13 protein-coding genes and 1 riboswitch are annotated in these 14,166 nt (G+C 51.1%); of the genes, 7 read left to right on the forward strand and 6 right to left on the reverse strand.

Annotated features, from left to right (window positions below; translation table 11 throughout):
* Nucleotides 1-347: 347 nt before the first annotated feature.
* Both ACW9SV_RS16175 and ACW9SV_RS16180 read right to left on the reverse strand, forming a co-directional pair.
* Complete coding sequence (locus ACW9SV_RS16175; RefSeq protein WP_479557797.1) at nucleotides 348-941, reverse strand: thioredoxin family protein; 594 nt, start codon at nucleotides 939-941, stop codon at nucleotides 348-350.
* A 94-nt stretch (nucleotides 942-1,035) separates the two neighbouring features.
* Nucleotides 1,036-2,415 (reverse strand): dicarboxylate/amino acid:cation symporter, encoded by a 1,380-nt coding sequence (locus ACW9SV_RS16180; protein WP_479557798.1) that lies wholly within the window; start codon nucleotides 2,413-2,415, stop codon nucleotides 1,036-1,038.
* A gap of 238 nt (nucleotides 2,416-2,653) precedes the next feature.
* Between ACW9SV_RS16180 and ACW9SV_RS16185 the strand changes: the two genes are divergently transcribed.
* A complete protein-coding gene (locus ACW9SV_RS16185; protein ID WP_479557799.1) occupies nucleotides 2,654-3,652 on the forward strand; it encodes an enolase C-terminal domain-like protein in 999 nt (332 codons plus the stop codon).
* 82 nt (nucleotides 3,653-3,734) lie between these two features.
* On the opposite strand, the gene ACW9SV_RS16190 is transcribed toward ACW9SV_RS16185, so the two are convergent.
* From ACW9SV_RS16190 to ACW9SV_RS16200, 3 genes are all read right to left on the reverse strand, one after another.
* Nucleotides 3,735-4,277, reverse strand: a complete 543-nt coding sequence (locus tag ACW9SV_RS16190; protein ID WP_479557800.1) for a DUF4142 domain-containing protein — start codon at nucleotides 4,275-4,277, stop codon at nucleotides 3,735-3,737.
* A gap of 261 nt (nucleotides 4,278-4,538) precedes the next feature.
* On the reverse strand, nucleotides 4,539-5,120 hold the full coding sequence (locus ACW9SV_RS16195; RefSeq protein WP_479557801.1) for a DUF6799 domain-containing protein: 582 nt from the start codon (nucleotides 5,118-5,120) through the stop codon (nucleotides 4,539-4,541).
* 77 nt (nucleotides 5,121-5,197) lie between these two features.
* The gene (locus ACW9SV_RS16200; RefSeq protein WP_479557802.1) at nucleotides 5,198-5,842 is read right to left on the reverse strand and encodes a DedA family protein; all 645 of its coding nucleotides are present in this window, start codon (nucleotides 5,840-5,842) and stop codon (nucleotides 5,198-5,200) included.
* Between the two features lie 153 nt (nucleotides 5,843-5,995).
* On the opposite strand from ACW9SV_RS16200, the gene ACW9SV_RS16205 reads away from it, so the two are divergent.
* Together ACW9SV_RS16205 and ACW9SV_RS16210 are read left to right on the forward strand one after the other, a co-directional pair.
* Nucleotides 5,996-6,445, forward strand: coding sequence for a MarR family winged helix-turn-helix transcriptional regulator (locus ACW9SV_RS16205; RefSeq protein ID WP_479557803.1), 450 nt, complete (start codon nucleotides 5,996-5,998; stop codon nucleotides 6,443-6,445).
* 58 nt (nucleotides 6,446-6,503) lie between these two features.
* Nucleotides 6,504-7,178, forward strand: a complete 675-nt coding sequence (locus ACW9SV_RS16210; RefSeq protein WP_479557804.1) for a YceI family protein — start codon at nucleotides 6,504-6,506, stop codon at nucleotides 7,176-7,178.
* A 197-nt stretch (nucleotides 7,179-7,375) separates the two neighbouring features.
* On the opposite strand, the gene ACW9SV_RS16215 is transcribed toward ACW9SV_RS16210, so the two are convergent.
* A complete protein-coding gene (locus ACW9SV_RS16215; protein WP_479557805.1) occupies nucleotides 7,376-7,597 on the reverse strand; it encodes a hypothetical protein in 222 nt (73 codons plus the stop codon).
* A gap of 159 nt (nucleotides 7,598-7,756) precedes the next feature.
* A riboswitch (TPP riboswitch) is annotated at nucleotides 7,757-7,854 on the forward strand.
* Between the two features lie 60 nt (nucleotides 7,855-7,914).
* Between ACW9SV_RS16215 and ACW9SV_RS16220 the strand changes: the two genes are divergently transcribed.
* From ACW9SV_RS16220 to ruvB, 4 genes are all read left to right on the forward strand, one after another.
* Nucleotides 7,915-10,356: a TonB-dependent receptor gene (locus tag ACW9SV_RS16220; protein ID WP_479557806.1), complete on the forward strand. Its 2,442-nt coding sequence runs from the start codon at nucleotides 7,915-7,917 to the stop codon at nucleotides 10,354-10,356.
* Nucleotides 10,357-10,538: 182 nt separating this feature from the next.
* Complete coding sequence (locus tag ACW9SV_RS16225; RefSeq protein WP_479557807.1) at nucleotides 10,539-11,402, forward strand: transglutaminase-like domain-containing protein; 864 nt, start codon at nucleotides 10,539-10,541, stop codon at nucleotides 11,400-11,402.
* 153 nt (nucleotides 11,403-11,555) lie between these two features.
* Nucleotides 11,556-12,734 carry an acyl-CoA dehydrogenase family protein gene (locus ACW9SV_RS16230; protein WP_479557808.1) on the forward strand — a complete coding sequence of 393 codons (1,179 nt, stop codon included), beginning with the start codon at nucleotides 11,556-11,558 and terminating at the stop codon, nucleotides 12,732-12,734.
* A 371-nt stretch (nucleotides 12,735-13,105) separates the two neighbouring features.
* On the forward strand, nucleotides 13,106-14,149 hold the full coding sequence (gene ruvB, locus ACW9SV_RS16235; protein ID WP_479557809.1) for a Holliday junction branch migration DNA helicase RuvB: 1,044 nt from the start codon (nucleotides 13,106-13,108) through the stop codon (nucleotides 14,147-14,149).
* Nucleotides 14,150-14,166: the final 17 nt, after the last annotated feature.

Consider the following 14,166-nt stretch of genomic DNA (forward strand, 5'->3'; position numbering starts at 1 on the left):
TTCTATGAGCTTTTCTAGAGATGGGGGATGATATGGAAGAAAGCATGTACTAAAGAAATTCGGGCAAAAATACACCTTTGTACGCGAAGGAACTATTAACAGGCGGTTAACAATGTGCCTTTACCTGGAAGCAGACCGTTGCAGAAGGCCTGTTTTCTGGTCTTTTTCTATAAAATACCCCTGAAACAAGCGGGAGAAGAGGACCTTGTTTTAGCAAGAAAAGAGCAGAGGTTCAAACCACCTTAAAAGCGAAAGCCTTCCCTCTGTTTTGACAGAAAAAAGGCTTTCGCTTGTAGGCTTACTTAGGTGCGTTTAAGGCTTAGTTTCGGCAGAACTGTTTAAAACCCCTACTTAGATTCACCTTTGATGATGGTGAGCAGGTTCATTTCAATGGTGGGGTAGGCGGTCTCCACAATCCGGCCCAATTCTTTGCCATCGCGGTACAGGATGAAAGTAGGCACGGCAGTTATGTTGTCTAATTTTTCCTCACCACTAAGGCTCGTTTTGTCCTCGCGTACACTGATCAGGTGAAATCTGGAGTGCGGAAAGTGTGCCTGGTCTAACACCTTGTAGAAACGGGGCAGATCGCGTTGGCTGTCAAGGCACCAACTGCCGGTATACGCCTTCACGGTGATGTTTTCCATGAGCGGCTGCAGCTCATCCATGATCTTCTGGTTAGGCTGGTACTTTTGGTAAGCCGGGTGAAACCAGGTGCTATACGGGGCGCTTTCAAAGGCTACCCGGTCAGTAGGACCAATTAGAATATTCTCTTTCCCTGCTTTGTCCTTCTCCTCGCGGTTTTTAGAGGCATCGATACCCGTCTGCCCCGCGGCAGAGTACCCCGATTGCTCGGTAGAGGAAGAGGACATAGACTGACGGGCGCAAGCAAAAGCTCCAAACGTCAGCAAAGACAGAAACAGCAAACGGATATGCATCTTCATCTTTATTTTTAAGAAAATCGGATAAAACAGAACACAGTGAAGGTGAAACGAATTTCCTGCGCCAAAAGATATCCGTTAGCGGAAAACTTCTGCGTTAAACGGTCTCCAGGGCTCTTGGGGCATCCAGGTCCACAAATTCACCTTCCCAACGGGCAATCACGGCAGTAGCCAGGCAGTTCCCGATCACGTTCACTGAGGTACGGGCCATGTCCATGAGTTCGTCAATGCCCAGGATGATGAAAATAGGTTCTACCGGCAGGTTAAACGAGGCGGCGGTACCCAGCAAGATCACCAGCGAGGCGCGCGGCACCCCGGCAATACCTTTACTTGTCAGCATCAGGGTGAACACCATCAGTAACTGCTGTTCCCACGGCATCTCAATACCGGCGGCCTGCGCAACGAAGATTGACGCCAGCGACAAGTACAGCGTGGAACCGTCAAGGTTGAAGCTGTAGCCCATCGGCATCACAAACGCGACAATCTTGCGCGGCACGCCGATAGACTCCATGGCCTCCATGGCCCGCGGCAAAGCAGCCTCTGAACTGGTGGTGGCAAAAGCGATGGAAACCGGCTCGGCGATGGCCTGCACAAACATTTTTACTGGAATCCGGAAGATAAGCGCCGCCGGCAACAGCACCAGCAACAAGAAGGCAATCAGCGCCACGTACAGCGTAGCCAATAGCTTGAAGAGGTTCACCAGAATCCCGAAGCCCATGTGGCCTACCGTGTACGCGATGGCCGCCCCTACGGCAATTGGCGCGAAGAACATGATGATGTTGGTGAACTTGAACATGGTCTCGGCCAAACTCTCAGTTACCTCCAGCAAAGGCCGGCGCTTGCGCTCATTCAGCATGGCCAGGGCAATCCCGAAGAGCACGCTGAATACCACAATCTGCAGTACCTGCCCCTCGGCCACCGATTTAGCGATGTTTTCCGGGAAGATGTGCAGAACGATGTCTTGCCAGGTTTGGGCAGGTGGGGCGGTGATTTCGTCACTGGTCTGACCTTTGAGCACAATACCGTCGCCGGCCCGGCTCAGGTTGATGGCGGCCAACCCGATGAACAAAGCGATAGTGGTCACAATCTCAAAGTACACCAAGGCTTTCACGCCCATTTTGCCTACCTGTTTCAGGTTAGAGTGGCCGGCAATACCCACCACCAACGTGGCGAAAATGAGCGGCGCGATGATGGTTTTCACCATCTTCAGGAAAATCTTGCTTAAAACGTTCAGGCCCTGGGCAAAGTCTGGGAAGCTGTAGCCGATCTCGGCGCCAATGACCATGCTCACCAGAATCCAAGTAGTCAGGGACTTCTTCTGTTTGGCAAACAGCATGAGCACGGCAATACCTACCCACCGGATGGCGGTAAGCGCCACTTCAGGCAAGGCTATATAGCCGTAGTTTTGACACAGTGTGAGCACAATTGCCACTGTGAGAATCACAAAAGCCGATAAGGCGAGCGTGGATTTTTTCATAAATGAGTTAAGCTCCTTTCCCTTGAAAAAGGGGAAAAGCAGAGGTTTTTTTGGTTGGGTTGACGGTCCTTTAGACCGTTACACGTCTTGGAACCTACAAATATACTTTTTTCTTCCGGTTCCTAAACAGCCCGGGCGTTCTGGGGCTGTTTTTGGAAGAAGAACCCAAAAACACGTTTTTTATTGGCCTTTGCGTCTTTTTTACTACACTTGGGCTTTGCAAACGCTACCATTCACTATGCTACTATGGAATCTGGAGGCTCGGGACCTCACCCTCCGTTACACCTGGAAGATCTCCCGAAACGCTTCCGATGTAAAGACCAACCTTTTCGTGACCGTTGGAGACGAACGGTTTCAGGGCAGGGGAGAGGCCGCCCCCAACACCCGCTACGGTGAAACCCCCGATATTCTGCAGGAGCAATTCCAGAAACTACAAGCCAACGGCTTAGACCAGGTAGGATCTGTGGAAGAACTGCAGCACCTCATGACGCTGCACCCGGTGTTGCCTGCCCTTCGGTTTGCCATTGAGTCTGCCTTTGTGCATTACTTGTGCAAGAAAAGCGGGAAGACGGTGCCCGAGTTCCTGGGCGTGCAGCCTGTTTCCTCGGCTCCCACTGCGTACTCTTACCCCATCATGGACCCGGGCAAAATTGCCGCCTTCACCCAAGAGCACGGCCTAAACCGGTTTGAATACCTAAAAGTGAAGGTAAACCAGGAAAGCGGATTGGATATGCTGTCTGAGGTCACCAAAGCCACCTCGCAGGGGTTGATCATAGATGCCAACGAGGCCTGGCAAGACCCAGATTCGCTGATGCGTTTTTTTGAGGGCCTTAAAAGGTACCCCATCCTCATGATTGAGCAACCCATGCCTTCCACCTTGGAAGAAGAGTACCTGTACCTAAAGAAACGCTCGCCCTACGACCTGTACGCTGATGAGTCTGTAACAGACCACGCCGATTGGGAGCTTCTGCAGCAGCAGTTCCACGGGGTGAACATGAAACTGATGAAAGCCGGCGGGTACCTTAACGGGTTGGCCATTTTACAAAAGACCCGTTCGCTAGGGTTGAAAACCATGATCGGCTGCATGATGGAAACGTCCATGGGTATTTGGTCGGCGCTGCAACTGGCCCACAGGGTGCACTTGCTGGACCTTGACGGGATGCTGGTAGTCAAAGATGAACCTTTTCAATTGGTGCGGGAAGAAAAAGGAAGATTGTACCCCGTGGAACAACCCTAAAGATACTTCATCATCAAAAACAGAAAGCCCCTTGCCTGCAAAGACAAGGGGCTTTCTGTTTAATCTGACTGAATGGTAGGGCTTACATAGCGTCTACTTTGGTTTTTACTTCTTGGGCATGCTGTAGGTGCATCCTTAGAGCTGGCAGCGTGGCATCAATGAACGCCTGAACCTCTTGGTCGCTGATTTGTTGGTCCGCAGTTTCAAAGAGAGTGATGGCTTCTTGGTGAGATTGAACCTGTGCCGCCGCAAAGTCTTTGTCAAACACGATTCCAGACTCTCCCTGCAAACGGTTTACAATGGTCACTTTGGCTGGGGGCAGAGTGGTAGGAAGCTGCACATCTCTTTCATCGGCCATTTCCATGATTTTCTCAGAAGTCATGGTGTGATCCTCCACCAGCATTTCGCCAAACATCTTCACATCGCTGGTCATTCCTTTGTTCTGAGCCATGGTGCCAGTGGTAATCTCAAACATGTCGCTTTGAGCGGCGCTCTGCAGAAAGGTGGCTACTCGTGCGTTATCCTGGCTCAGGTCCGCATCTTCATCATCGTCATCACAAGATACAAAAGCCGTGCTGCTGACTAATAATGCCCAAAAGAGCATCCATACGTTGGTTTTTTTCATAGGGGGTATTTGAAAATTGGTTTAAGTACCCCCTGTTTTACGGGTCTAAATTTTAAAGGCTATATAAAGTACAAGAAATAGCTTGATTTTGGGTATAAACACTATTTCTTATATTTATATAATTCTATTTATGAGTTTTTAGCTTCAAGAGTAAATTTCAAGCCCCAAAAACAAAAAAGTGTACCCAAAGCAGAAGAAGTCTTGCTGTAGGCACACTGAAAATATGGGGCACATTTGGGTTGTTTTGGCGGCAGAAAGCTCCTATTGGTTTTTCTTTTCCTCAGCGGCTAGCTGCTGTTGTAGTTTGGCCAAATCTGCGTCCAGTTTCTTCAACTCTGTCTGGTTGGGTTTGGATTGGGCGGTTTTCTGCAGGAGTTCGGTCTTAAGTTGCAGCACGCGCTGTTTCTCTTGTAAAAGCTTCAACTGCTCTTTCGCCTGTTGGGCCTGCATCAGTTCCTTTCCTATGCCGGTGGTGTCGCCAGTGAGAGTGGTGCTTTTATGGGTGATGACTGTTGTGCGGTGAACGGTCCCCTTCAAGTCTACATGGTCGCCTTCGTTCAGTTGGATTGCCTCGCCCCCGCTTGCCGTGAAGGCCCCAGTTGGTTGCAGCGTGGCTCCGTTAGGAAACGTTCTGGCTTGGGTTAAAGGGATAAAGTCTTTGCCTTTTATCTCCATCATTTTTCCGTTGCGCATGATGATTCCCTGGCGCAAAGGGGCGACACTGGTATTGGTGGTACGGCCGCTTTGGCTTTTTCCAATGGAGGCATTCTGGGCTTGGGCTAAAACCGGGGAAAGGAAAATCCCCAGCAAAAGGCCGCCAGCTAAAATGAAACGTGGTAGCATATGATAACGTGTTGTGTGGGTATTTATACGATGATTTCTGTAAAACAGGCGAAAAGCAGTTGGTTCTGGCACCAAGTCTAAGCATTAGATTCTTTTCTGCGTTCTTTCAGATACTGGATAACTCCCGGAAGGACAGACAGGAAGATAATGACCGGAATGGCGTAGTGCAGGTAATCTTTCAGCTGCGGAAACTGCTGCCCTAGGTAGTAACTAGCCAGTACCAGCGAGCAAATCCAGAGGGCGGTGCCCACAAAACTGAGCAGCACAAACCTTCCCAACGTCATGCCCGTCACCCCCGCCAGCAACGGATTAAAAGTGCGTACTACCGGCACAAACTTGCCCAGCACCAGGGCGGACTTGCCCTTTTCCTTGTAAAACTTCTGAGCCCGATCCAAGTTCTTGCGCTTGAAATACCAGGTGTCTTGTTTGTGGTAGAGCTTTTTGCCCATCCGTTTGCCAATGCTGTAACCCAGCAGGTCGCCTGCCACGCCGGCGGCCGTCATGCTAGCCAGCAGTACGCCCACGGGTACTTTCAGGATATCGGCGCCCGCCAGCAGGCCGGTGGCCAGCAAAAGCGAGTCTCCACCCGGAATGACCAACCCAATCAGCAAACCGGTTTCCACAAAAACTACAATCAGAATGAGCGTGAGGCCGCCGTACCGGATCATGTTCTCGGGGCTGGAAAACAATTCAGCCCATGAAACCAGAAAAATGTCTGTCATTTGCCTTTAGAAGTAGATTCACGGGCAATACGCACAGAGGATGCCAGATGTTGGTTGTATCTTTGCGGCCTCCTATATAAATACGGTAGCTATGTTGCTGATTTTGGGGTAGCTACATATATTTGAATAAACCTGAGAACTGGAGCCTTGAAGATGAAAATAGAAGACGAAATAAAGCAGAGTTCCTTTAAAGATGCCTATCAGAAAGCATTCATTAACGTGGTGTTTACCTCTAACTGGCTGCAACAAAGACAGGCGGCGTTGTTCAAGCCCTTCGGCGTGACTCTGCCGCAGTACAACCTGTTGCGAATTTTGCGGGGACAGCATCCAAAGCCTGCCACCGTGAACCTGCTCATTGAGCGCATGCTGGACAAAACCTCTAATGCCTCCCGCATTGTAGACAAACTGGAAGCCAAGAAACTGGTGACCCGCGAGCAATGCCCCACCGACAGGCGCACCGTAGATATTCTCATCACCGAGAAAGGCTTAAACCTTCTGCAGGAAATGGACTCTATCACTGTAGGAGGCCAGTTTGGCTTGCAGAATTTGTCTTCTGAGGATGCCGAGCAACTCAGCAACCTGCTAGACAAAATCAGAAGTTAACTGTTGTTTTAATTCTTTAACTTACAACCTTATACTAAACCTCTTACGAGTTTTTGCCATGAAAAAAATGTTACTCTCTGTTCTGGTAGCGGCCACTGTTGGGGTTTCTGCCTTTAAAATGGTGCAGCCGGGTTCTCCAGAGAAAGCTGTAGCCCCTAAAAACGTGGTAGCGGCCGCTGTACAGTCGTACAAAGTAATTCCTGCCGAAAGCAAAATCACCTGGGTGGGCCGTAAAGTTACCGGCGAGCACAACGGAAACATCACCTTGGCCAGCGGCACCATTTTGATGGACAAAGCCAACCTGCGCGGAGGTACCTTTATCATGGACATGACCTCCATTACCTGCAATGACCTGCAAGGCAATTCAAACAAGAACCTGGTGAACCACCTGAAATCAGACGATTTCTTCTCCGTGGAGAAAAACCCAACCGCTCTGTTTTCAATCACCAACCTTACACCAAGACAGAATGCCAAGGCTGGTACCGCCAACTACACCGTAACCGGCGATCTTACCATCAAAGGCATCTCTAACCAGATCTCATTCCCGGCCCTGGTAACCGTGAAAAAAGGGGTAGCCACCGCCAAAGCCACCCTGAAATTTGACCGCACCAAGTGGGACATTAAATTCCGGTCAGGTAACTTCTTTGAGAACCTGGGCGACAAAGCCATCATGGATGACGTGGAACTGAACCTTGAACTGGTAGCCAAGCAAGAAGCGGTAGCCAAAAAATAAGCAACCTCAACGTTATAGAAACGGCCAGTACCTTACCCCGGTATTGGCCGTTTTTTTGTGCGTTCCAACTACGGCTTTGAAGGCGTTTTCTGGAAACCACGAGGAAATTACCTGAGGAAAGCCTAAAAAGTCGAAAACCCGGAAGCTTAGCTCTTGGCCATGCTTTCGGGTTTTTCAATTGCACTACTCTGATCAGGTCAAATGGTGGTCTTCACCGACGGCCTGTTGTAATCAGGTTCCCAGTCATTGATAGGCAGGCAAATGCCTGGTGGAAGGTCCAGATCGGGTAAACCATCATTGATTGGTTCGCCTCCGTCATCGTCGTTGTCATCTTGTGGTGGCACACTAATTCTTTTACGGGGGGCCAGCGCAAGAAAAGCTATCAAGGCAAACATGGCCAAAGAGTATACGATCATCATAAAATCCGATGAGTTAAAAGTCTCACATCACATCCACAGCCGGGCTGGCGACTCTTTTCTGTTCAACGTATGGCAGCCTCGCTATGTTGACTGCTGAGGCAAAAAAATCTTTTAAGTTCTGTTGGCGGGTTGGTTTTCATAAAAGGCGGGCGTAGCTTTGCCTCAGTTTAGGGGTGCCTTAATATAACGGGCTGAGATCATACCCATTGAACCTGATCCGGGTAATGCCGGCGAAGGGAAAAACAAGGGAAACAAAACAGAGTGGGAGCACCGGCCCCTGGTGGCTCCTGGTTGTTTTATCTTTTTCACTTTTTCACATGAAAAAAGCTTTAGCCCTCCTCTTGGGCTGCCTGCTGCCTTGGTTTGCCATGGCACAGAACACATTGTCGGGTCGCGTTTTAGACGCCGCCACGCAAGCACCGCTTACCGGAAGTACCGTTTCGCTCTCCACAGGTACCCGTGCCACCCTCACCGATGCCGCCGGCCGGTTCACTTTCTCCAACCTCCCAGCCGGTGAATACGCCTTGCAAGTAAGCTACCTGGGCTACGCCACCCTTTCTCAATCGGTGACCTTGCCCGTTTCGCAACCCTTGGTTTTGGGGCTTACCCGTACTAGCGTGGCCACCAAAGAAGTGCTGGTAACGGCCACCCGGGCCAATGAGAAAACCGGCACCACGTACACCAACGTGGGCAAGCAGGAACTGGAGAGCCGCAATTTTGGCCAGGATTTGCCCTATTTGCTGGAAAACACGCCTTCTTTGGTGACCAACTCAGACGCCGGAGCCGGGGTGGGTTACACCAGCATGCGCATCAGAGGGTCAGACATTACCCGCATCAACGTGACCGTGAACGGAATACCGGTGAATGATGCCGAAAGCCACGGCGTTTTCTTCGTGAACATGCCAGATTTTGCCTCCTCCTTGCAGGATGTGCAGATTCAGCGCGGGGTAGGGACGTCTTCCAACGGACCGGGAGCTTTCGGCGCAAGCCTGAACCTACAAACCCAGGATGCCAGCCCCGAGGCCTACGCTCGCACCGACAACGCTTACGGGTCTTACAACACCTGGAAAAACAACGTGCAGTTTGGCACCGGCTTGCTGGGTGGCAAATTTGCGGTGGATGGCCGTTTGTCGCGCATTACTTCTGATGGCTACATTGACCGGGCTTCCTCTAACCTGAAGTCGTTTTACCTTTCGGGTGGCTACTATGGCACCAAAGACCTGCTGAAAGTAGTGGTCTTTGGAGGACATGAGAAAACCTATCAGGCCTGGAACGGCATACCCCAGGATTTCCTGGAAACAAACCGCCGGTACAACTCTGCCGGTACCGAGATGGGCGAAGACACCCCCTACGGCAATGAGGTAGACGATTACCAGCAGTACCATTACCAGTTACACTACGGCCACGAATTCAGCCAAGCGTTATCCTTGAATGCGGCCCTGCATTATACCCGCGGATTTGGGTTCTATGAGAATTACAAGGCCGGTGAAGATTTTGCAGATTACAACATGCCTGCTTTAACCGTAGGTAGCACCACCATTGAAGAAACCGACCTGGTTCGGCAGAAATGGCTGGACAATGACTTCTACGGTACCACCTTCGCATTGCAGTACCGCGGCCCCGGCAGGCTTTCGGCTGTTCTGGGTGGCGGCTGGAACCGGTACAAAGGCGCGCACTTCGGGGAAGTGATCTGGGCCCAGTATGCCTCCTCCATCCGGCCACGGCACCGCTACTATGACGGAGATGCCCTGAAAACCGATTTCAACGTGTATGGCAAAGTAATGCTGCAAGCCACCGAAAAACTAGGCTTCTTTGGTGACCTGCAACTACGTACCGTGGACTACAGCCTAAAAGGCACCGATGATGACCAACGCGATGTCACTACCAGGGCCAACTATGAGTTTTTCAACCCCAAAGCTGGTATCACCTACAACGTGTCTGACGCCCATAACCTGTATGCCTCTGTGGCAGTAGGGCACCGGGAGCCTACCCGTTCAGACTTCACCGATCGTCCGGCCAATGACCGGGCCAAGGCCGAACGCATGGTAGACTGGGAAGCCGGCTACCGCTTAAACCAACCTTTAGGCGAAATGATAGGCTTGCCGTTGCGCCTTTCCGCTGACTTAACCTATTTCTACATGGATTATAAGGACCAACTGGTGCTTACCGGTCAGGTGAATGATGTAGGCACCCCGCTTAGAACCAACATTGCGGAAAGTTACCGTACCGGGGTAGAGTTAGCGGCCGGGATTGGAGTAGGGGAGTTTGCCCGCTTTACCTCTAACCTGTCGCTCAGCCGCAACCGGATCAAGAACTTCGGGGAGACGCTCTACCGCTACACCCCAGACTATGACCTGGAAGGAGAAGTGACCAATAGCTATGAAGAGACCACCATTTCCTACTCGCCAAGTGTGGTAACCTCCACTCAGTTAGAGGTGCAGCCTTTGAGCGGCCTCCGGTTCCAACTGCAATACAAGACCGTGAGCGAGCAGTTCCTGGACAACACGGCCAGCCAGAACCGCCGGCTTAAGCCCTACGAGGTAGGAGATGTGCGGGTATTTTACCGCTTCAAACCTTTGCCTTCGGTAAAGGAAGTAGAACTAGGTTTGCTGGTGAACAACGTGTTCAATGAAGTGTACGAAGCCAATGGCTACACCTTCTCTGAACTGTACACCGGTGATGATACCCGTTATGACTACAACTACTACTTTCCGCAAGCCCCTCGTAATTACATGGCCCAAATTAGCCTGCGTTTCTAAGCCTCTTTCATAGAAACAGCCCTAAAGATGAATTTGGGGTGTTTGGTTAGATTTTCACCCTTACTGGAAGCGTAAATCGCCGGAGTTGCACATAAGATGCAACTTCGGCGATTTTTTTGGGTCTATGACCTACAAGCGTTCTCTCATCCAATCTATAACCTGCCCCGAATACTAAACCATCTATGAAAAAACTTTTCCCTTTACTACTCCTTGTGGCATTCTTCTGTGTTGTTTCAACGGCTACAGCGCAGCACAAAACAGACGCAGACTGGCTGCAACTGATCAAGCGGGACTACCGGCAGTTTGCCCGGGAATTCACCGCCGATTCGCCTACCGATTACGCCAAGACCCAGAAAGTGGTGCATTGGCTGGTGCAGCATTTCGAGTGGAAAGCCACCGATTACCAGAAGCGCACGGTGGAACAGATCATCGCCCGGGGTGGAGGGAACTGCGCTGAGCTGGCTTCCATCACCAAAGCCATGCTGAAAGAACTGCAGGTGCAGCAACGCACGGTGCAGGAAATCAACCTCCATAAAGAAAGCGCGCAACGGCAGGAGAGTGCCCGAAAGTTGGTGCAGGAAAAAGGAAACAGAGGGTCAGTATTTGGTCGGCAGCACAATGACCATGTCTGGCTGGAAGTGTACGATGCCGCCACTAAACAGTGGCAACCGGTAGATCCCTCGCTGGGCCTGGTGGGGCTGCAGGATTGGCTCCGGAGCCGGGTCTTGTTTGAGGACCGGCAATTGCTGGACCCCACTGGCCATGACATGATCGTGCCCATGGCCATCTTTGTGCTGGGCCCTGGCGGAGAGCTAGTGGAAGATCGCACCCAGCACTACCTGGTACAGGCCTTCAATCAGTACTACGGACAGCAGCTGCAAAACTTACCAGAGTGGACAGCCTGGCAATCTAGTCTTGTGGCCCTGGGTCCGAAGTGCTACCAGGCGTTTGCCGGACAGACCAACCTGCATCAGTACGGGCAGGAGATTGCCCAATTAGGGCAAGTCTACCAAAACCTGAAAGTCAGCTACAACTCGGGGAAATAGGTGACCGAGGTTTGTTTCCGCCCTGATTTCAAGAAAAGAGCCCGATAACGAAGACCTACACCAATAGCGTGAAAGGTTTTGCTAACAAGTGTTGGCAGAGGTGCGGTTTCTTGCTAAGTTTGAAAACAGACATCAGAGTTAACCTTACTACCCATGGCTTCAGACAACTCCGGCGCCCCAGATTATTTCAACCTAGACGACCTGCTCACCGATGAGCATAAACTCATCCGGCAGACCATGCGCGACTTCGTGAAGCGCGAAATTTCCCCAAGCATTGAGAAATGGGCCCAAGACGCGCATTTCCCTTCTGAGATTGTGCCTAAGTTTGGCGAGGTGGGAGCTTTTGGGCCTACCATTCCAACGGAATACGGCGGGGGTGGCCTGGACTACATCAGCTACGGCATCATCATGCAAGAAATTGAGCGTGGTGACTCCGGCATGCGGTCCACGGCCTCGGTACAGGGCTCATTGGTGATGTACCCCATCTATGCCTACGGATCTGAGGAGCAGCGCCGCAAGTACCTGCCTAAGTTAGCCAGTGGCGAGTGGTTGGGCTGTTTTGGATTGACAGAACCAGATTACGGTTCCAACCCCGGTGGCATGGTCACTAACATCAAAGACATGGGCGACCATTACCTGCTTAACGGCGCCAAACTGTGGATCTCTAACTCCCCCGAGTGCCAGGTAGCGGTGGTGTGGGCCAAGAATGAGCAAGGTCGTATAAAAGGACTGATTGTGGAGCGCGGCATGGAAGGGTTTACCACCCCCGAGATCCACAACAAGTGGAGTTTGCGGGCCTCTACCACCGGCGAGTTGGTGTTTGATAACGTGAAGGTGCCCAAAGAAAATCTTCTGCCCAACATTGATGGCTTAAAAGGACCACTGGGTTGCCTGGACTCGGCTCGGTACGGTATTGCGTGGGGAGCCATCGGGGCGGCTATAGATTGCTATGAATCAGCGTTGAACTATGCCAAGCAGCGCATCCAGTTTGATAAACCCATCGCTTCTTACCAGCTTATCCAAAAGAAACTAGCCGAGATGGTGACCGAGATCACCAAAGCCCAACTCATGGTTTGGCGCCTGGGTACCCTCAAGAACGAAGGAAAAGCTACTACCCAGCAGATTTCCATGGCCAAGCGAAACAGCGTGGACATGGCGCTCCACGTGGCCCGCGAAGCCCGTCAGATTCACGGCGGAATGGGTATCACCGGTGAGTACCCGATCATGCGGCACATGATGAACCTGGAAAGCGTAATTACCTACGAAGGCACCCATGACATTCATTTACTGATTACCGGCGCAGACATCACCGGCATTCAGGCGTTTAAATAAAGGTTTTAAGAAACCAACCCTAGTTCAAGGGTCTTTAAAGCAGTTGCGGAAACGTGACTGCTTTTTTCTTTCTGGCCTTTTTTTTCGAAAACAAGTCCTAAATGGAGGAATGACACAACTCTTGCTTGGTCCGGGTGGAAGGAAGAGACCTCTTAGGCAGGATACCCAGCTAACAAATTTGTCCTGAACTAATAATCTTCAACATGAAGGGTGATTGTCGACAATGGTTGCTAAATATATTAGATTTCATTGAGTTTTAGTAAAAATAATAGCAAAAAGAGAGGCTTTTTAGAAGGGGTTTGGACCGTTTTTCCCTCTTTGATTGTTATCTTTACATCTGAATCTGTGCACTACTGCCAAGAGATTTTATCATGAGAGAAGACTATTTAAAAGGCAGCGCTGATGCGCTTTCCCCTACAGAACGCGAGTTAGACCGGGCCCTTCGTCCGTTAGACTTCAGCGATTTTACCGGGCAAGAAAAGGTAGTGGAAAACCTGAAGGTGTTTGTGGGTGCAGCCATTATGCGGGGTGAGGCCCTGGACCACGTGCTGCTGCACGGACCTCCTGGTCTTGGAAAAACCACACTGTCGCATATCATCGCTAACTCACTGGGTTCTAACATAAAGATCACGTCTGGTCCGGTACTGGATAAACCCAGCGATCTGGCAGGCTTGCTCACCAACCTGGAGCGCAACGACGTGCTCTTCATTGACGAGATTCACCGCCTGAACCCTATTGTGGAGGAGTACCTGTACTCCGCCATGGAGGATTATAAGATTGACATCATGCTGGACTCGGGACCAAATGCCCGTTCTGTGCAGATTACCCTGAATCCGTTTACGCTGATTGGTGCCACCACGCGTTCTGGTCTCCTAACGTCGCCGTTACGGGCTCGTTTCGGGATCAACTCCCGTTTGGAGTACTATGATTCCAAGTTGTTGACCACTATTGTGCAGCGGTCATCCGAGATCTTAGGAGCGCCTATCCATGAGGATGCCGCCTTTGAAATTGCCCGCCGGAGCCGTGGTACGCCCCGTATCGCCAACAACCTGCTGCGCCGTACCCGCGACTTTGCCCAGATCAAAGGCGATGGAACCATTACCGTGGAGATTGCCAAATTCGCCCTGAATGCTCTGGACGTAGATCAAAGCGGCTTGGATGAAATGGACAAACGCATTCTGAGTACCATCATAGACAAGTTCAAGGGTGGCCCAGTAGGCCTTTCTACCATTGCAACGGCCTGTGGTGATGAAGCAGAGACCATTGAAGAGGTGTACGAGCCTTTCCTTATTCAGGAAGGGTACATCAAGCGTACTAGCCGGGGCCGTGAAGCCACCGAAGCCGCTTACCGTCACCTAGGCAAGATTCCACCTAACCACGTGCGCAGCGGTACCTTGTTTGACAATGCTGAATAGGTAGTAAGGTATTTCCC

The sequence above is a fragment of the Rufibacter sp. JT20002 genome, assembly GCF_056491185.1.

Excerpts from the sequence above, each read along its gene's own strand:
- ACW9SV_RS16195 (WP_479557801.1), bottom strand. The coding sequence starts at position 5,120 with ATGCTACCACGTTTCATTTTAGCTGGCGGCCTTTTGCTGGGGATTTTC.
- ACW9SV_RS16190 (WP_479557800.1), bottom strand. The coding sequence starts at position 4,277 with ATGAAAAAAACCAACGTATGGATGCTCTTTTGGGCATTATTAGTCAGC.
- ruvB (WP_479557809.1), top strand. The coding sequence starts at position 13,106 with ATGAGAGAAGACTATTTAAAAGGCAGCGCTGATGCGCTTTCCCCTACA.
- ACW9SV_RS16215 (WP_479557805.1), bottom strand. The coding sequence starts at position 7,597 with ATGATGATCGTATACTCTTTGGCCATGTTTGCCTTGATAGCTTTTCTT.
- ACW9SV_RS16225 (WP_479557807.1), top strand. The coding sequence starts at position 10,539 with ATGAAAAAACTTTTCCCTTTACTACTCCTTGTGGCATTCTTCTGTGTT.
- ACW9SV_RS16210 (WP_479557804.1), top strand. The coding sequence starts at position 6,504 with ATGAAAAAAATGTTACTCTCTGTTCTGGTAGCGGCCACTGTTGGGGTT.
- ACW9SV_RS16230 (WP_479557808.1), top strand. The coding sequence starts at position 11,556 with ATGGCTTCAGACAACTCCGGCGCCCCAGATTATTTCAACCTAGACGAC.
- ACW9SV_RS16180 (WP_479557798.1), bottom strand. The coding sequence starts at position 2,415 with ATGAAAAAATCCACGCTCGCCTTATCGGCTTTTGTGATTCTCACAGTG.
- ACW9SV_RS16220 (WP_479557806.1), top strand. The coding sequence starts at position 7,915 with ATGAAAAAAGCTTTAGCCCTCCTCTTGGGCTGCCTGCTGCCTTGGTTT.
- ACW9SV_RS16185 (WP_479557799.1), top strand. The coding sequence starts at position 2,654 with ATGCTACTATGGAATCTGGAGGCTCGGGACCTCACCCTCCGTTACACC.
- ACW9SV_RS16200 (WP_479557802.1), bottom strand. The coding sequence starts at position 5,842 with ATGACAGACATTTTTCTGGTTTCATGGGCTGAATTGTTTTCCAGCCCC.
- ACW9SV_RS16205 (WP_479557803.1), top strand. The coding sequence starts at position 5,996 with ATGAAAATAGAAGACGAAATAAAGCAGAGTTCCTTTAAAGATGCCTAT.
- ACW9SV_RS16175 (WP_479557797.1), bottom strand. The coding sequence starts at position 941 with ATGAAGATGCATATCCGTTTGCTGTTTCTGTCTTTGCTGACGTTTGGA.